This window comes from Desulfallas sp. Bu1-1 (genome assembly GCF_015594625.1).
In the GTDB taxonomy this organism is placed as follows: Bacteria; Bacillota; Desulfotomaculia; order Desulfotomaculales; family Desulfallaceae; genus JADNRQ01.
Map to the genome: position 1 here is coordinate 176,049 of NZ_JADNRQ010000006.1, position 17,036 is coordinate 193,084.

Here is a 17,036-nt window from a genome sequence, read left to right on the forward strand (position 1 = left end):
CTAAATTATTTTATAAGGAGAGGTGCTTTAAATGGTCTGGACTAATTGGGAGAAAATTGAAAAGGACGAGTTCCAGGAAATTATTTACGAAAAAAAATACCATAAAGAGCTTTTAGGCGGAGTGGCCAGGATTACCATCAACAGGCCTCATAAATACAATGCCTTCACCAGCAAAACCCAGGATGAAATGTTTCACGCTTTCTATGACGCCAGTCACGATCCGGCAATCGGCGTTGTCGTGCTCACCGGGGCCGGTGATAAAGCCTTCTGCACTGGAGGCGACGTGGAATGGGAAGTAAAAGGCTTGCGGGAACAGTTTTACTGGCGGTACCCTCCCAACCAGCTTCTGAGGATGTGCCGGAAACCGGTGATAGCTATGGTCAAAGGTTATGCCATAGGTGGGGGAAATCACTTAGCCTACATGGCTGACTTCACCATTGCCGCCGATAATGCCGTTTTCGGGCAGAACGGCCCGAGGGTGGCCAGTCCCGCCGATGGATGGATAGTCGCTTATTTAACAAGGGTTGTGGGGGCCAAAAAAGCCAGGGAAATGTGGATGCTGTGCCGCCGCTACAGTGCTGAGCAGGCGCTGCAGATGGGCCTCGTGAACGAGGTTGTGCCCCTGAATAAATTGGAAGAAACGGTGGACAAATGGTGTGAAGAAATACTTTCACTGAGTCCCGGGTGTATTGAAATTTTAAAGGCATCTTTTGATTCCGACATAGATTATATGGAGGGGACATGCGGCAAGATGTCCCGATATCTTTATCCGGACTGGTTTGATATGAAGGAGTGTGCCGAAGGGCCCAAGGCCTTTATGGAGAAAAGGAAGCCCCAGTTCTGGAAAATACGGCTGGAAGAGTTGAAAAAAAGCTAGTGAATGGACGAAATTGGAGGCATGAAAATGAATCTGCAGGATGTAGTAATTGTAAGCGCTGTTCGTTTACCCATCGGGCGTTTTGGAGGAAGCTTGAAAGACCTGAAAGTTTATAATCTTGGAGGTTATGCTATTTCCGCCGCAGTAAAAAAAGCCGGGATTGCCCCTGGACAAGTAGATGAAGTGATTATGTCGCATACCAGGCAGGACGGCACGGGACCCAATCCTGCCCGCAGCGCAGCTCTTTTGGCGGGCATACCTGTAGAAGTACCTGCTCATACAGTAAATAAGGTCTGCGCAGCGGGCGTAAAGGCAATGGCCCTGGCTACCCAGGCCATCCGGATTGGAGATGCTGAAGTTATTGTCTGTGGCGGGATGGAAAGCATGAGTAATATTCCCCACCTCTTACGGGGGGCTCGCTGGAAGGGTTTCCGGCTGACAAACATAGTTCTGGAGGATGGATTTTTATACTTAAGCGATCCTATATGCGGTCTTACGCCTGGATTGTGCGCTGAAAGGTGTGCGGAAAAGTGGAGCATATCCAGGGAGGATCAGGAAAGAGTAGGTTATGAAAGCCACATAAAAGCCGCGAGGGCCTGGGAAGAAGGTATTTTCAACAATGAAGTGGTTCCCGTGGAAATACCCGCATCCAAAGAGCAGCCGGCGTATACTTTTATTAAAGATGAATGTTACCGTTCGGATGTCACCTTGGAAAAAATGATGAAGCTTCCTCCCGCTTTTAAAGAAGGGGGGACTGTTTCCGCCGGAAGTTCTTCGGGCATTACAGACGGCGCAGGGGCCATGGTCGTAATGAGTCGTCAAAAAGCAAATGAACTGGGAGTAAAACCATTGGCATCGATAGTCGCTTATAGTTTTTACGGGGTACCACCGGAAGATTTTCCGGAAGGACCGATGAAAGTAATACCTATTGTCCTGGAAAAGGCCGGCTTGGGTATTGACGATATAACATATTTTGAAATAAATGAAGCTTTCGGGGTAGTTGTCGTGTTAACTCAAAGGATGTTGGGAATTCCCTCCGAAAAGATCAACCCTCACGGAGGTGGAATTTCTCTCGGCCACCCGACAGGTTTTAGTGGGGCTCGGTTGCTTATTCACCTTGCCAATATATTAAAGCCGGGAGAATATGGTTTGGCCACCCTTTGCGGAGCCGGGGGGCTGGCCGGCGCAATTATTATTAAAGGTGAATAATTTGAGCGATTGATAAAGGGGGCTCTATATTAAATATGGGAGAAACTTTGTCCTTAAAAAAGATGGAACAGGTGGGCCTGATTACTCTGGAAAACCCAAAGAAAAAAAACGTCATAAGTTCGAAGCTTATTAGTGAAATGCTGGAGGCCCTGAATGAAATTGAAGCTGACAACAATTTAAGGGTAACAGTCATAACCGGATCCGGCGACTCATTTTGTGCGGGATATGATATTTCGGAGTTAGCCGGCGCAAAAAGCGGAAGGGAGTTCTATCCCCGGGCTCGTAACATACACAAGCTATTTCTTGAAATGGAAGATAAAGAAAAACCTATAATTGCTGCGATTAACGGAATAACAATGGGCGGCGGACTGGAAATGTCAATGGCCTGTGACATACGCATTGCGGCAGAGAGCGCCGTTTTTGCCGTACCAGAAATCCATGTCGGTCTATTGCCGGCAGCTGGCGGCATGACCAGGCTCCCCAGATTGGTGGGGGTTGGCATGGCCAAGGAATTGATCTTTACCGGGCGGCGGGTAACGGCGGAAGAGGCGCTCAGGATTGGCCTGCTGAACAAGGTCGTTCCGGATAACCAGTTGATGGACGAAGTCATGCAGATGGCTAAGCTCATTGCCAGCAGGCCGCCGATAAGTATTGCTGTGGGAAAATACACAGTCAATCAAAATATTCAAACGGATATCTATTCGGCGACAATCAACGAATCGAAAAGCCTTATAAAGCTTTTAGATACGGAGGACACTCAAGAGGGATTAAACGCATTTCTCGAAAAACGGACTGCGGTCTTCAAAGGCCGCTAATAAAATCACCACTAATCGGAGAGGTGGTGAATAAGTTTAATGTTTAATGCCATTATTTTGGAGCGGTACGAACCAGGAATATCAAAAATTATAATGAACCAGCCGGACCGTTTGAACGCTTTAAGCAACGCCATGGTAGGAGAATTAAAACTTGCTTTGCAGCAGTTGCCGCTGATAGAAAGGTGAAAGTGGTAATCCTGACAGGGGCAGGACGCGCTTTTTCCGCAGGCGGTGATTTGAACATTTTAGATGGAAGCATAGGTCCATCGGCAGCCAGGGATTACGTCCTTGAAGTAAGCGAAATCACCAAACTCATTTGCAACATGGAGAAACCGGTTATTGCCGCTGTCAATGGATTGGCCATTGGGGGCGGGTTAAGTTTTGTATTAGCAGCAGATTTCGTAATTGCCAGTTCCGAAGCAAAATTTTGCCAGGCTTTCGTACAGGTTGGCTTAGTCCCTGACTTGGGGGGCACCTATTTCTTGCCGCGGATTGTTGGTATGCTGAAGGCAAAAGAGTTGATATTTACCGGCAAAACAATTGATGCTTTTGAAGCAGAACGTATTGGCATAGTAAATAAAGTGGTTGATCCGGGTAGTTTGCAAGAAGCTGTCGAGCAGCTTTCGAGTCAACTTGCCCAAGGCCCCTCCAGTGCCATAGGGTTAACCAAGTCACTATTAAATCGTAACATAAATCGATGCCTAGATGAAGCTTTGGAGGATGAAGCTTTTGCTCAAAGCATTTGCATGCAGACTCAAGATCATCGTGAAGGTGTGCGTGCTGTCAGAGAAAAAAGAAAACCCAGGTTTATAGGCGCTTGATATGTTATTTGTCAAATTTCAAAGAGCCCCACTTCTATAAATGGGGATTACCGCTTCGGACTTGGGTGGGTGTATAGTCCCCCACCCAAGCCCCGAAGTTTTTTGTATTTCCTGTTCCCGAGGTTAAGAAAAACCGGCTGAAAGCGGACTGGCTGATGGATTTCCATTCCAACAAAACCTTCAGAATGGGAGAATCCGAGGTGAAATCTGCATTCTGGTTTACCGATGGCTTTTGAGCAATCAAGCCACAAATATAGGCAAAAGCCATTAGCTAGCCAGCCGGAAACACCCGAATGCTTTACAATCCCCGTCTGCAAAAAGAGTAGTGAAAGGTCAAATTTCTCCTAAAGATTCTTCAGGAGTGGAATACCGTCACCAGGGCCATGTTGTTTGTTTTCAAAGATCGGTTTTTGCAAGTTCATCTATTTATCACCCGTATCGATAATGTAGTGGAAAACAATACCATCCATTTCGATTATTTGGCGATTTTGAAAATGTCAAGGGGTTTTTGATATTTTCAGAAATTTTTTTGGCTCTAATTTACTGCAAGTGCATAACTACTATAACTACGTAACTGTATAAATCATGTCAGGGATTGGAAAAACTGCATCTCCCAATTTGCAATTTACTTTGAAGGCAGGCTGGAATCTGAAATGGCAATATAAAAACCGAGTTTTTCGCTTTGGTTCTCCTCAAAGATACAGGGTAAGTGAGGGGTAAATATTGATACCCCCCACCGTATCCCCGGCAGAACCCCGCCCGGGCGCTCAGGTTGCTCTCCAGTAGAGCCTTATCCTCCCACTGGGTAAGAGCCATTTATAGCTTAACCAATTTTCAGAAGGAATTTCCATTTACACAAATAATTTACACTCCCTCCGATACATCATGCTGTTTCTTGAAAGCCGGTGCGGTCAAGACCCGAAAACTATTTGGCAACTTGTTCTACGCCTGCTGTTTGGTCAATTTTTTCTGTGGCTCAGTACTTAGCCTTGAACGCTCCTGAATATGTCTTCCTCATAAGCACATTATACACCTTAAAGAAGACCGATTTTTTGTCTGATTTTCTTTATCATCCAATACATTTAAAAAAGGCTCTTTGTGTCAGAACAATCGAAATATTCTTGCATGAGCGCAATTTTCTTTGCGAAGCAGCAATAGAAATCATCCTGATTCTGCCTCACTTCGCCGCAGGGTGCTATGCCATCTGTTATAGACTATTGCGGCACCACTCAAAACCAGTGGTAACCGTATCGTCAGGTGGAGGTGGATGCGTCTGGCGATATTGGCACGGTAATTGCATAAACATGAAGATGAAGCACCTTGCGATAAAATATTCCGACCGGAGACAACGTTCAATCGTCGAAACAGGAGTGATTCGGCAAACGGCTTGGGCGGGAGACAACAGCATTGTAGGGGAGGGGGGAGAGCAGGAATGATATTACCGCATTTACCGCCATAGACTCTTTGACCCACGCCATAGAGGGTCTGAATTCTGCTACCGCCACTGCGCTTACCGACGCGTACGGCTTGCATGCCATCCGATTGATTGACACCTATCTGCCTGTGGCTTGCCAGGACGGCGCGAACCTCAAGGCCAGAGCGAACCTTCTCCTGGCCAGTGCCATGGCGATAACTACGTTTTGCTTGGCCCTCTCGGCCATTCCAGTTCATAACTTCGCTCATGCCTTCGGTGCAAGGTTAGGCATTCTGCACGGGCTGGGCAATTCAGTCTTCCTGCCCGTGGTGATGCGCTCCCTGCGGAACCTGTATCTTCCCAGGGCGGCCGAGATAGCGGCTGTTTTCTCCGTGCCGGCGCGCTGACGAAACCTTGGCCAAGATGGTGAATAAAGTGTGCGCTACTTGGGAATTCACCATCTCTTCCAAAATATCAAAAATATCGTAAAAATATCAAAGCCGTGGTTCGGTCAGCACACGATGCCGGATTTAGAGGTGGTGGTTCATGGCGGCAATATCTTAAGGCTTCAAACGCTGAAATAGCCTGATTTGCAGTCGTCCTTTCATTGATTAAAGGAGCGTTGACAGGAAGAGAGCAGATTGAAGGTGAGCTTGGAAGTACAGGGAAGATGCGGAAAACCCAAAATATTCATGTTTGGCATACAAAGGAGGTATCGTTAATTCATGAAAGATAAATACGATGTAATCGTCATCGGCGGGGGTGTCAATGGGTTATGTGCTGCAGCCTATATGGCCAAATGCGGACAAAGTGTGGCTGTGTTTGAAGCCCGGAACGAAGTGGGGACATTCTGCGATACAGAGGAAGTCATGATGCCCGGCGTGCGGTGTAACCTGCACGCGTCCAAGATCGTGCCCTTTCTGGGGCCTCCGTACGAAGAGTTGGAGTTGGAGCGCTTCGGTCTAGAAATGATTTCCGGTCACTGGGGTTACATCAGGCCGTTTAAGGATGGAACGGCACTGGTAAATCATAATTACGACTGGGAAAAGACGTGCCAGAGCATTGAATTAATCAGTAAGAAGGATGCCGATACGTGCCGGCGTCTGTTCGCTCCGGTTGAAGACAAGATAGTGGAAGCTTGGGACGCGTTCTATTTCACCCCGCCTAGCGCCCAGGCGTTTTCCCGGTTGGTGGAGTTTATGAGCAAGATTCCGGGCTTTCCGCAGAATTGGGCCGACTTGACGGGATACCATGTGGCCGACATGCTGTTTGAGTCCGACAAGGTAAAGTGTTTCTTCTTCGACAAAATGATCGAGTCGGCCATTGATCCCTGGCATAAGGGAGTGGGCTCCCTCGGATTGCTCCTGCAAATCCTATATTTCGCAGCAGGCTGCTCAGACAACACGGCCAGAGGGGGCAGCCACCTGCTACCGCACGCCCTGGCCAGATGTCTGTTGCATTACGGCGGAGAGATTTACCAGAGCTGCCCGGTCACCAAGATCATTATGGAAAACGGCGAGGCTAAGGGAGTTGTACTCGGCGAGGAAGCGGCCTACCCGGGCCGAAAGGTAATGGCCGAGAAGGCTGTGGTCAGCGACCTGACTCCGGTGCCCACCTTCCTGTGGCTGGTCGGCGAGGAGAACCTGCCGCAGGAAGTGACCATGGCCGTGCAGTCGTACGATTACGAAGGACAGGTGCTTTTTACGAACTACTGGGTGTTGAATGAGCCGCTGCGGTTTAAATGCTACGATTGGGTGAGCAAGAACCTGGATCCTTCTATTGAAAAGGAGGTGTTCGCGTTTAACTTTGGCGTGGAAGACCCGGCGGATTACACTCGGCTGATGCACTGCATGGCCAAGGGGGAACTGCCTGACCCGCCGATGGTTTGCGGCGCCTGCTGTCTGTATACGAATCTCGATCCCACCCAGGCGCCTCCGGGCATGCACACCGTCATGACTTGGGCGTGCGTGCCATACAACATCCGGCGTTGGGGCGACCGCAAGCTGAACGGACCGGAGTCCTGGGACGACATAAGAGAGGAATACGGCGACCGGGTGGAGGACCTGCTGGCGGAGTACGCGCCCAACATCAAGACGGCCAAGGTGCAGCGCTACATCCATACCCCTCTGGACAACACCAGGAAAAACCAGAGCATGCTTGGAGGCACCTGGAGCGGAGGGGCGGGCGTGCCGCACCAGTTTTATCTCAACCGACCCTTCCCCGGCTGCGGGGCGCCCCGGACGCCGATCAAGAAGCTGTACATCACGGAGGTTGCGTGGGCGCGCAGCACCTTCCTGACCCAGGGTTACGACACCGCCGTGGTCGTGGCCGAGGATTTGGGCGTCCGCAACCAGCCGTGGTGGAACGTCCGTGGTCTGGAACCGTATTTCCGGTGGCTGGAGAGACACGGTCGCAAACGGCGGATAATAAACTTCGTAAAGTGAAGTAAAGTGTTGAAATGAGGAGCAAGGAGGTTTTCCAGTGAAACAGTACGATGTAATTATCATCGGCGGCGGTCACAACGGCCTTTTAGCAGGCGCGTACCTGGCCAAGGCCGGTGCCAAAGTTTTAATCTTGGAGCGCCGCTCGGAAACCGGCGGGGCGATTATGACGGACGAACAGTCCGGTTGCCGGCTCAACACCCACGCTTGCTACATGATGATGATGGACAAGGCTCCCGCCTATAACGACCTGCAGCTACAGGAATATGGATGCACCTACATCACACCGCAACCGGCTGTATCATTCTTAACCAAGGACGGCAAAGCCTTGTGTCTGTATAACGACCCGGAGAAAAGCGCCCGTTCCATTGCCCGTTTCTCCTCCAAAGATGCCGACAAATTCAAAAAGATATATGCGGAATTTACCGAACTTTTCGACGAATGCATCGGCCCCCAGACTTATCGGCCCACGCTTCCCCCGTTGGAGATGTTGGATCTTGTTGGGAATAAACCAATAGGAAAAAGACTGTTCGAACTTTCTGAAAAGACACCGTGGGAGATCATAAATGAGTGCGGTTTTGAATCGGAGACCTTAAAGGCCGCCCTGCTTTACCTTACCACCATGTGGGGGATTAATCCCGAGGTCTCCGGGGTTGGCTTCCTGGTTCCTTTATACATTGTTCGGATGCTCAACGCCGCCCTCGTGCGAGGGGGCAGCCACCGACTGTCGTCGGCCATCTACAAGGTCTTCATCGCCAATGGAGGGACCGTGGAAGACACCCTGGAAGTGGGCCAGATCCTCATGGACGGCAGCCGAGCCGTTGGAGTGAAGACCACCAACGGATTGGAGTTCAAAGCCAAATGCGTCATCAGCACAGTCGACCCTCCACAAACCTTTCTGCGTTTCCTCGGCGAAGAAAGGATCAACCGTGCCGCCCCGGGACTGGCGGAAACAATTAAAGGGTGGGTCTGGGAAGAGGTCAGCCACTACGTTCTACATCTCATCGTAGACAGACCGCCGGAATTTGCCGCCGCAACATTCGATCCGGATGCAGACAATGCTTTTATCCAAATTATGGGGGTCGACACCATGGCCGAAGTGTTGGCCAATTTCAAGGCCGCCGCCAAGGGAGAGCCCTCCCTCTGGGGGCATGTGACCACCTTTACGAAATTCGATCCTTCCCAGAAACCCTCCGTTCTGGCGCGCTTCCTGCCGGAGAGCGAGGCACCCACACGTTCCCTGCAAGTTCTCCGGTTCGAAAACATCGCCCCATTTTCGCACAAGGGTGGAGACTGGGAGGACTTGAAAGACAAGTACGCTGCTCAACTGGAAAAGCTGCTTTGCAACTACGCCCCAAATTTGACGGGAGCCAAATTCATTCGTCGCTACGCGTATCCCCCAACCTACATCGAGCAAAAGTTCTTGAACATGCAAAAGGGCTCCATCAAGCACGGGGAATATATAAGCACCCAGATGGGCTACTTACGCCCCAACGACCTCTGCTCGCGATACCGGACGCCTGTCCAGGGGCTTTACGTCGCCGGCGCCAGCGTCTACCCCGGCGGTATGGTCCTTTTGGCCAACGGCTACAATGCTGCCCAGGTGGTGGCAGAAGACCTGGGGATCACCCCCTGGTGGAGTATCCCTGCCAATATCAAGGCGGCCATTGACAAAGGGTTGGCGATCTAGCAGAGAGCTAATATCCTTAGCCTACCCGCTCCCATTCGGGAAGCGGGTAGGCCAAGGAAATGCTTCGTAGGGCTAATTTCAGCGGGATCTGGACAAAGAGGGGTGCGAGGACAATAGAACCACTGCACAGCGAACCAGCAAAGGGGATGATATTCCGTTAGGGGTGGCATCTGCACCCTTGAGGGAATGACACGTAAAATTCTGGAGCAAGGCTAGTGATATTGAGGGTAGCACGGTTGCCGTTAACGTGCTGTATGATATTTGATCTTGATGGAACTCTGACGGACTTGCTTAATAGCATAACTGCCGCTTTAAATAATGCATTTTCGACAATGGATCTTCAAATATTTGATCAAATAGCCATAGATCTATCGTGCTGCGCAGGCGATGGAGTTAACGAAACGTTTTCGCGCATTCTTAAGGGCGAAAATGAAGCGAAATCCAGGTCTAAACCATTCGCTTTCATCTGAACGTCCCCGTCAAGCTCGATGAATAGCCATATGGCAGTACAAACTGCGTTGTGATAGAAATGACGCTAAGCGCCACGTCCTCCACCATCACTTGGGTCGGAATATGGTGAATAACTTAAGAATAAAACCATATCTTTGGAAAAGAGGGAACAATTTAACTACTTTACTAACTAACACAAAATGCATCCTTTTCCATATTTCAGAAGGAGGTAGGATGTCATTTCATTAGAAGGAGGGATAATCAAGACGTGCGCATGTGGTCAAGGGGTCTTGGGCGAATGAACCTTGGTATAGACTTTAGGAACATTAAATTGATGACTCTTTCTGAAGCTATAGAGTATATGCCGGAATCGGCCAGGGAACCCCTTTTAAGTAGCCTGGAAAACAGAAAGGTAATTGCATTCACCGGAAAAATGCTTCCCCCCACCGGATGGGAGTTTGTAATGGTAATGGGAGCCAAAGATCTCTTTACCATATTATTGAAATGCGTAAACATAAGATTCTTAAACTTGTTTTTCAAATGTTCAAAATCCCGATTCCCTGGGGAGAGGCAGTCCAACAATAGTGATTCCGCGGCAAAAACGACGAACTGAGCCATTCATCCGTCTCCAGGATCTTGAAGCGCCTTTAGCTCCACGGCTTCATTAAAAGATTTGCGAGGTCCAGTAAATAATATCTCACCAAACTGGGGAAGGCTATCATCACTACCAGACTAAAAACAAGGGCGCTTTTTATCATCCCCAGTTTGGCTGACTTAGAGCTTAATGTTGCGTAATTTTCTTTACGTAAATATTCGGTGAACTACGTAGGCGCGGTAAGGACATTGCGGAAGTTTTTATCCAGTGGGAAGAGAAATATGTCCTTAATAGGTTTATCCTTGAGTTTATGGGTGTCAAGTTTGCCTCGTCCCTGGGTCTGCCCGACATAGATCCAGTTGGCGGCGCGGTAGCAGGTTCCATGGAATCGATTCTGTTCCACGAAGGTTTCCATCAAAACAGGCCGGTAGGCATATAGCTCCTCCCAATCGGAGGCCACCTGGGCGGCTAAAAGGCTGAGTATGCTGGAGGCAAGGTTTTTGACCTGCACCCAGGGGAGGATTAAGAAACGGGCTTGGTTGATTACAAGGTGAAGGCGCTGTTCCCTTTGGATAGGCGTCCAACCGATGAACAGATCCCGCGGCGCCACCTTCCAGGCGGCGGCTCCCATTCCGATCGCGCCCAGGAGGTGGGTTTCGTTCCTGATCAGGTAGCGGATCTGGGCTCCGGGCAGAGAGGTGTAGCCGAGGTAATGATAGCGCGCTATCAACTCGTTCCAAAGCCGTGAGTCTTTAGGGCGGGCTACGCGGTGCAAAGCAAGAGGGCCGAGGTCCCGGCGAGTGCCGGTGAGCGTTGGACCGGGATCTGTGGCTGGTGTCGGTTGAGGGTTCCAACGGCCATTGCCGTTACCACCACGCGGTGGCGGCAATTCGAGTAAGCCGTCACGGTGCATGCGCAAAAGGGCCACCCGGGCGGACATAAGTTTGGGATCTCCGTCCGGCTTGACCCAGGCGAGACTTTGACAGACGGCGCGGGCAATCGCAGCTCTGGTGGGATGCTCTTCGGGCCGGGCAATGATGGACCGGATCAGGTCCAACTCGGCGGCGGTAAAATCACGGCCGCAGTAACGCACCTTTTTCATGGGCTCCTCCCAATGACCCGGGCCTTCTTATCCGCATCGCTCATCATCCAGGGCAGGAACCGGTCAAGGGCATCCCCCTCCAGGGGCTTGGCGCAGTTGTTGGCGCAAGCAGTCAAGAGGTCGTTGAGGTAGGTGAGAGGGTTAAGGTTTGCACGGGCGGCAGTGGCGGCAATCGTCCACATCATGGTGCCAAACTCGCCGCTCCACCTGGAACCGGACCCGTAGAAGTTCTTGCGTCCCACGACTGGAGTGCGCAATACGCGTTCCATGAAATTGTTGTCCAGCGGTAACATGGGGTTATCCAGGAAACGGGTCAGGCCCTCTCGGTGCCGTTGCATTGTTCCGAGCACATCACGGCTGGCCGGAGGTATTGTCCGATCCGTTAGTTGAGAGCGCCAGGCTGCCTCAATTTCGTCCCTGACGAAGCGGCGCAGTTCGTCATCGGCTTCCAGGTAACTCCGGGTGCCGGGTGAGAGTTCTTGCCGGGCCACATGGAGGCGGTATGGGGTGGCGATTCTATCCCGCCACTCATCCGTCCAACTCTACAACTTGGGGTAACCCCAGGCGGCATCCGGAAAGTAGCGCCGCATGTGAGCCCAGCAGAAAAAGGACTGGATACCGTCACCTAAAGCCTGATAAACACGGTAGAAATCAGAACCCAAAAGGCCTTGGGCCGGATGCGGGTCATCGCCGGTCAATCCGAAGAACCTGTTGGGTACGGCGGCGCTGCCCGAAGGGTCCATGACAAAGACCACCGTATCAGAGGAGGCAAACGCCCACAGCCACCAGCGGTTGGAGACCTTACCCTCTACCTCTTCGAAGACCTTCCAGCCCGTCTCGTCGGCTTGCCACAAACCGGCAGAGACGCAATGGGCACGGATGGCTTCGTATAGGGGCGCGAGCAAAAAGGCCACCTGCTGGAGCACCCCCACCAGGGTACCCTGGGACAGATCCAGCCCCTCCATATGCAAGGCGGTTCCGATTCGGTGCAGGGGACGGCATAGTACGAACTTCTCTATCAATAGCCGGGCAATGAACCCGGCGGTAAACAGTCCTTTGACAATTACTTTGGGAGGCGGGGGAGTGGTTATGATGGCCGGAAACCCGGGACACCGGCAGGTCTTATGATAGCGCTTGCGCCTGTGTACCACCCTTTCTACTTTCACCTGCCAGTCGATTTCTTCCGAGGTCTCGTCGCCCGGGAATGGATCGTAGGGTAATCCACACTGTGGACAATATCGGTTCGCTTCAGGAATGTCGTGGATCTCTTCTCGCGCAGGTTTGTAAAATGCTCAATAAGAAGCATCTGGTGGAAAAGCAATTTTCAGTCGGAGAGAATGGAGACAGGGCCAGGGAAGAGATGAAGGAGGTGTTTCTTACTAAGTACAGAACCACGTAAATAAGTAACCAGTTTTGGCTCCCAGTCAATCCATATTTGCCATTATCATCCAGATATTTTCATACCTGTTAATGGCAAATTATTCGCATAGGTTAGGCTGCAATAGCTACATTTTCGGTGGCAGACAGTTTCTCTCTTACCTGAGCAATTAATTTATCGAGTTTTAGTTTGATATTTTCGGACCATTTGAATGCTTTAGCTGTCTCGTTCCATTGTTCAATAAAGGCGTAAATTTTTTCTTCCAGGTCAGCCTTTGAAGCAAAGTCGGCAATAGTCAGACGCTTACGCTGCATAATGCTGAACCATTGTTCCACCTGGTTCATCCATGAACAGTGTACCGGCGTAAAATGGAAGATAAAGCGAGGATGTTCGGCAAGCCATTCCCGAACTTTCTTTCCCCTGTGAACGGATCCATTGTCACAAACGACATGAATAATGGTAACCGCTGGAGGAGTTACCCCATCCAGATATTCAAGAAAGTCAATCATTTCATCCTGACGTTTCCGTTCATAGCATCGTCCATAGACTACGCCGCTGCGGGTATCAAATGCAGCAAACAAATTCAAGGCGCCTTTACGTTCATATTCATGTTCAACCAGGGTAAGCTTACCAGGGCTGGCGGGTTTAGTCGGACGTATCCGTGCCCGGGCTTGGATGGAAGTTTAGTAAACCCGCTCTTGCGGTCCGAGCGGTCGCGTGTACAAGTCCATAAGGTGTTCCACCTGCCGGCAGAATACCTCATCCCGTTCCTTTTTTGGGGAAAGCCACATATGATGGCGCTACGGTTTTAGTTTTTGACTTTCCAGTATTCGTCTTACCGTTTCCGGAGAAATATCATCAACCACCCCGGAGCGGACCAATTCCTTGGCGATTTCCGTGCAATCCCACTGGGAAAGGGAACGCCCCCGGTGGTCCGGTTTTTCACAGGCAATTTTGATTGCATGTATGGCCACATCCACAGAGAATACAGGCTTACGTCCACGCCCTGGTTCATCGTATAGCCCGTCTATGCCACATTGCATAAACCGTTTCGCCCAATCTCGCACAACGGTTCGTGTAACGTTAACATTCCTGGCAACTTTGGTTATGGTCATTCCCTGGTCGAGCAAAAGAATAATCTGTGCTCTGCGAACTAACCCATAGGGTTTTGACCGGGAGCGAACCCAGGATTCCAATTCCTGTTTTTGCTCAGATGTAAGGTTAATTTTGTATGGTGAACTTGGTCCGCGTTGTCTCGTCTTCCCGCGGACGAAGGAGTTTGTATTTACAGTAAAACTACCCATCTATAGTAGCAGGTACTTGACCATCTGGATGCCGGTCCCGTGCCCGAAAGGCTTGGAGATTTTCTGCAGCGCGAGTTGCCGGTGCTCTGAAACCCTGGTCGGTTAGCCATGCGGCCACCACCCGGCATAGTTCCCCGACATCTATTGATTGCATGGTCCGGCGCAGGGTCGATTCACTTGGCGGCACATAACGTCTTGCCGTCTCACCCAGACGGCAGCCCAGTTGACGCAGAAGGTTTTGGGGCAGGGCGGACGCCCACCGGCCCAGATCCATATAGCTACGTGCGCCGGACAGGCAGGCACAGACAATAACCGCCAGCACCAGCACCTGGCTGTGACTGATTTCCCGGCGCATACGCGGGTCTTCCAGCATAGCAAGTCGTTCCAACAATCCATTCGTTCCGTCGATAGCCAGCCGGTTTAAGTCAACAAGAGCCTTGTGTTTTCTGTCAACCAGCGCCGGCCCCCCAAATGGCGCCGACAACCACTGCCTCGCGTTCTGGCGCAAGGGGCGTATTAGAATGGTTTTCTCTTCCCCGTGGACAAAGTAACGTCCGGCGTTGCGACCGAATCCCCGGGTTTTGCCCAAAGCGACAAACCCAGCCGCCCGGTAACAGGTACCGGCAAAACGGGAATGATCAACAAATGTTTCAGCCAAATATATGGGGTGATCATAGGCTTTAAGCCAATCGGAAGACAAACGCTTCAAATTAAGTGCCAATATTCTGGAAGCCAGATTTTTAATCCGTATACCTGGTAGAATCAAAAAACGTGAATTATTGGCGATAAACCGGAGGCGTTGCAGCCGTTGCTTATCGGACCAACCAATCCACCGGTCCCTTGGACCACTTTTAAACGCCGCACTACACCAACCCAGCAAGGCCACCCACTTTCCATCCAGCAGGGCCACGTAACGGATCGACTCACCTACCAGTTGCCGGAACCCCAGGTAGTGGTGGGCAGACATAAGTTCGTCCCATGTCTTTCGCTCCTTTTTCCGGATCGGGCGGACTACCAGTGTTTTCAGGTTCGTTTCGTAAGTATCGAGAACTTCAATATCTTTACTGGTTCCAACGAGCTTTTCCATAAGTTAATTTTAAAAAATTTCCTTCTAAAAAGTCATGGCAGAAACTGGAACATTGAAAAATCTTTTTAATGGGGGACATTGCCGGGGTTCTGTAACAGACATATGTCTTAAGGATTCTTCAGTTGTCAAGGAGCAGAGGCTAAATGGACTAATGACGGTCTGAGTCTGCGTATGACAATAATTACACGTAGGTAAGCATAGTCTTTGTTGGAAATAAAACTGGTTAGTTATTTCTGTGGTTCAGTACTAAGACACTGGATGAGTGGATGGATATTTTGGGTCCGGCGGGGCTGTGTGTGGCGCCTGTCCTTTCGCTGATGGAGTCTCTCGAACATCCCCAGGCTAAATTCAGAAACGTGCTTGTTTCCGGAGATCAAAACGGAACCAAACTACGGCAACTCAATTGCCCCATCAAGGGGGACGGCATTGATGAACCGGTAGCCGAAAGCGGACCGAAACTGGGTGAGCACAATGAGGAGGAGAACCATGAAAACATTATTTAAACCCGACATGATCTATAAAAGCAGGTTATTGGGAGCACGCCGGTTTTATAATATAGTCAACGAGTATGACTATCTAAAGAGAAATGCTTTTGCTTATCCTAAAGCAGAGGCAATAATTGATACTTTTTACGGGCTAGAGCCGGAAAAACGACGTAGAAAGACCTGGTCAGAGGCTCTAGAGGACGTTAATTTGTATATCTTTAACCTTATGTAATGGGTCACCCCAAGATTAAACAGGTAGCAATAGTGAAGATGCCTGATCCTGTTTTGCGTGAGAGAGCCTGCGCATTTGTAGTACCTAAAGAAGGAGAGCAATTCACCTTTGAAGAAATGATTTCTTTCCTGGAAAACAAGGGGTTGGCGAAAATGAAATATCCTGAAAGGCTTGAGATTATAGATGAAATGCCAATGAGTGTTGGTGGCAAGGTCCATAAATCCGTTTTGGAAGAAAGGATAGCTCAAAAGTTAAAAGAAGAAAGTGGGAAAAATAACGTTTGACCTTTTTTCAGATAGTTGAGTCCGTATAATTGTGTAAAATCGGTCTCCTGAAAAAATAGTGGAGCCAAACAAATTCCTCAGTTAGAATTGAATTGGCAAAACAAACTAACAAAGGAGGAATTTGAATGGCTCAATACCAGATTACCGTAAATCAGGAACTTTTGCACCGTCTATTTTTGAGCGATAACAAAGATGCCGGTGTAGCAGCCCTGTTGGAATCCGTATTGAACCAGATTTTGCAGGCACAAGCTACCGAGCAGCTTCAAGCTGAGCCATACGAGCGCACCAGTGAAAGAAAAGGATACCGTAACGGCACATACCCACATCAACTAACCACCCGAGTAGGAACCATAACCTTGCGCGTACCGCGTTTCCGTAACGGTCAGTTTTCCACCGAAATGTTTACCCGCTACCAGCGCAGCGAACAGGCCTTGGTGCTGACCCTGATGGAAATGGTAATCAACGGGGTCTCCACCCGTAAGATCAGCCAGATCACAGAAGAACTGTGTGGTACCGAATTTTCCAAGTCCACTGTCTCAGACTTATGCAAAAAACTGGACCCGCTTGTAAACGCCTGGAATAACCGGGACTTACGGGATATGCACTACCCCTTTGTATTGGTGGACGCTTTGGTACTTAAAGTTCGTGAAGATGGCCGCGTCCGTTCCCGGGGCGTTATGATCGCCATCGGCATAAACACCGAAGGATACCGGGAAGTTTTAGGCCTCATGCTTGGCGACAGCGAATCCGAGGCCAGTTGGAGCGAGTTTTTCTCCTGGCTTAAAAACCGCAACCTGCGCGGTGTTGATCTAGTAATATCAGATGACCACAGCGGCTTGGTAAAGGCTGTTC

At 50.0% G+C, this 17,036-nt stretch carries 17 protein-coding genes and 1 pseudogene; 12 read left to right on the plus strand and 6 right to left on the minus strand.

Annotated features, from left to right (window positions below):
* The first annotated feature begins 31 nt into the window (after window positions 1–31).
* The 5 genes from IT084_RS08445 (at window position 32) to IT084_RS08465 (ending at window position 3,722) form a co-directional block, all read left to right on the plus strand.
* Complete coding sequence (locus tag IT084_RS08445; protein ID WP_195712416.1) at window positions 32–877, plus strand: enoyl-CoA hydratase-related protein; 846 nt, start codon at window positions 32–34, stop codon at window positions 875–877.
* 27 nt (window positions 878–904) lie between these two features.
* Window positions 905–2,086: a thiolase family protein gene (locus IT084_RS08450; protein ID WP_195712417.1), complete on the plus strand. Its 1,182-nt coding sequence runs from the start codon at window positions 905–907 to the stop codon at window positions 2,084–2,086.
* A 71-nt stretch (window positions 2,087–2,157) separates the two neighbouring features.
* Window positions 2,158–2,901 (plus strand): enoyl-CoA hydratase/isomerase family protein, encoded by a 744-nt coding sequence (locus tag IT084_RS08455; protein ID WP_195712418.1) that lies wholly within the window; start codon window positions 2,158–2,160, stop codon window positions 2,899–2,901.
* A 39-nt stretch (window positions 2,902–2,940) separates the two neighbouring features.
* Window positions 2,941–3,087, plus strand: a complete 147-nt coding sequence (locus tag IT084_RS08460) for a hypothetical protein (protein ID WP_195712419.1) — start codon at window positions 2,941–2,943, stop codon at window positions 3,085–3,087.
* Window positions 3,088–3,089: 2 nt separating this feature from the next.
* The gene (locus tag IT084_RS08465) at window positions 3,090–3,722 is read left to right on the plus strand and encodes an enoyl-CoA hydratase-related protein (RefSeq protein ID WP_313885455.1); all 633 of its coding nucleotides are present in this window, start codon (window positions 3,090–3,092) and stop codon (window positions 3,720–3,722) included.
* 34 nt (window positions 3,723–3,756) lie between these two features.
* Here the strand turns inward: IT084_RS08465 and IT084_RS08470 are convergent, their stop codons facing one another.
* The gene (locus IT084_RS08470) at window positions 3,757–3,990 is read right to left on the minus strand and encodes a hypothetical protein (protein ID WP_195712421.1); all 234 of its coding nucleotides are present in this window, start codon (window positions 3,988–3,990) and stop codon (window positions 3,757–3,759) included.
* Window positions 3,991–5,159: 1,169 nt separating this feature from the next.
* Here IT084_RS08470 and IT084_RS08475 point away from each other — a divergent pair.
* The 4 genes from IT084_RS08475 (at window position 5,160) to IT084_RS08490 (ending at window position 10,330) form a co-directional block, all read left to right on the plus strand.
* A complete protein-coding gene (locus tag IT084_RS08475) occupies window positions 5,160–5,543 on the plus strand; it encodes an iron-containing alcohol dehydrogenase (protein WP_195712444.1) in 384 nt (127 codons plus the stop codon).
* Window positions 5,544–5,861: 318 nt separating this feature from the next.
* Window positions 5,862–7,580, plus strand: a complete 1,719-nt coding sequence (locus tag IT084_RS08480; RefSeq protein ID WP_195712422.1) for an NAD(P)/FAD-dependent oxidoreductase — start codon at window positions 5,862–5,864, stop codon at window positions 7,578–7,580.
* A gap of 37 nt (window positions 7,581–7,617) precedes the next feature.
* Complete coding sequence (locus IT084_RS08485; RefSeq protein ID WP_195712423.1) at window positions 7,618–9,267, plus strand: NAD(P)/FAD-dependent oxidoreductase; 1,650 nt, start codon at window positions 7,618–7,620, stop codon at window positions 9,265–9,267.
* A gap of 748 nt (window positions 9,268–10,015) precedes the next feature.
* The gene (locus IT084_RS08490; protein WP_195712424.1) at window positions 10,016–10,330 is read left to right on the plus strand and encodes a hypothetical protein; all 315 of its coding nucleotides are present in this window, start codon (window positions 10,016–10,018) and stop codon (window positions 10,328–10,330) included.
* Between the two features lie 208 nt (window positions 10,331–10,538).
* Here IT084_RS08490 and IT084_RS08495 read toward each other — a convergent pair whose 3' ends face one another.
* From IT084_RS08495 to IT084_RS08520, 5 genes and pseudogenes are all read right to left on the minus strand, one after another.
* Entirely contained in the window at window positions 10,539–11,414 is an 876-nt protein-coding gene (locus tag IT084_RS08495; RefSeq protein ID WP_195712425.1) for a DUF4338 domain-containing protein, read from the minus strand.
* A pseudogene (gene tnpC / locus IT084_RS18175) lies at window positions 11,411–12,580 on the minus strand (IS66 family transposase). The gene IT084_RS08495 and the pseudogene tnpC overlap by 4 nt, the downstream one beginning before the upstream one ends.
* Window positions 12,581–12,905: 325 nt before the next feature.
* Complete coding sequence (locus IT084_RS08510) at window positions 12,906–13,469, minus strand: IS630 family transposase (protein WP_195712446.1); 564 nt, start codon at window positions 13,467–13,469, stop codon at window positions 12,906–12,908.
* Window positions 13,470–13,592: 123 nt separating this feature from the next.
* Window positions 13,593–14,096, minus strand: coding sequence for a helix-turn-helix domain-containing protein (locus IT084_RS18590; protein ID WP_279327843.1), 504 nt, complete (start codon window positions 14,094–14,096; stop codon window positions 13,593–13,595).
* Window positions 14,089–15,183 carry a Druantia anti-phage system protein DruA gene (locus IT084_RS08520; RefSeq protein WP_195712428.1) on the minus strand — a complete coding sequence of 365 codons (1,095 nt, stop codon included), beginning with the start codon at window positions 15,181–15,183 and terminating at the stop codon, window positions 14,089–14,091. The genes IT084_RS18590 and IT084_RS08520 overlap by 8 nt, the downstream gene beginning before the upstream one ends.
* A 233-nt stretch (window positions 15,184–15,416) precedes the next feature.
* Here IT084_RS08520 and IT084_RS08525 point away from each other — a divergent pair, with 233 nt between their 5' ends.
* The 3 genes from IT084_RS08525 to IT084_RS08535 form a co-directional block, all read left to right on the plus strand.
* Window positions 15,417–15,686 (plus strand): CoA transferase, encoded by a 270-nt coding sequence (locus IT084_RS08525; protein WP_279327849.1) that lies wholly within the window; start codon window positions 15,417–15,419, stop codon window positions 15,684–15,686.
* Window positions 15,687–15,899: 213 nt separating this feature from the next.
* Entirely contained in the window at window positions 15,900–16,184 is a 285-nt protein-coding gene (locus tag IT084_RS08530) for an AMP-binding enzyme (RefSeq protein ID WP_279327844.1), read from the plus strand.
* 125 nt (window positions 16,185–16,309) lie between these two features.
* Window positions 16,310–17,036, plus strand: a 727-nt coding sequence (locus IT084_RS08535; RefSeq protein ID WP_195712431.1) for an IS256 family transposase, incomplete at its 3' end; no start/stop codon positions are given.

Coding starts and splice junctions, on each gene's coding strand:
- IT084_RS08445 (WP_195712416.1), top strand. CDS start 32: ATGGTCTGGACTAATTGGGAGAAAATTGAAAAGGACGAGTTCCAGGAA.
- IT084_RS08450 (WP_195712417.1), top strand. CDS start 905: ATGAATCTGCAGGATGTAGTAATTGTAAGCGCTGTTCGTTTACCCATC.
- IT084_RS08460 (WP_195712419.1), top strand. CDS start 2,941: ATGTTTAATGCCATTATTTTGGAGCGGTACGAACCAGGAATATCAAAA.
- IT084_RS08470 (WP_195712421.1), bottom strand. CDS start 3,990: ATGGCTTTTGCCTATATTTGTGGCTTGATTGCTCAAAAGCCATCGGTA.
- IT084_RS08480 (WP_195712422.1), top strand. CDS start 5,862: ATGAAAGATAAATACGATGTAATCGTCATCGGCGGGGGTGTCAATGGG.
- IT084_RS08490 (WP_195712424.1), top strand. CDS start 10,016: ATGAACCTTGGTATAGACTTTAGGAACATTAAATTGATGACTCTTTCT.
- IT084_RS08495 (WP_195712425.1), bottom strand. CDS start 11,414: ATGAAAAAGGTGCGTTACTGCGGCCGTGATTTTACCGCCGCCGAGTTG.
- IT084_RS18590 (WP_279327843.1), bottom strand. CDS start 14,096: ATGGGTAGTTTTACTGTAAATACAAACTCCTTCGTCCGCGGGAAGACG.
- IT084_RS08520 (WP_195712428.1), bottom strand. CDS start 15,183: ATGGAAAAGCTCGTTGGAACCAGTAAAGATATTGAAGTTCTCGATACT.
- IT084_RS08530 (WP_279327844.1), top strand. CDS start 15,900: ATGGGTCACCCCAAGATTAAACAGGTAGCAATAGTGAAGATGCCTGAT.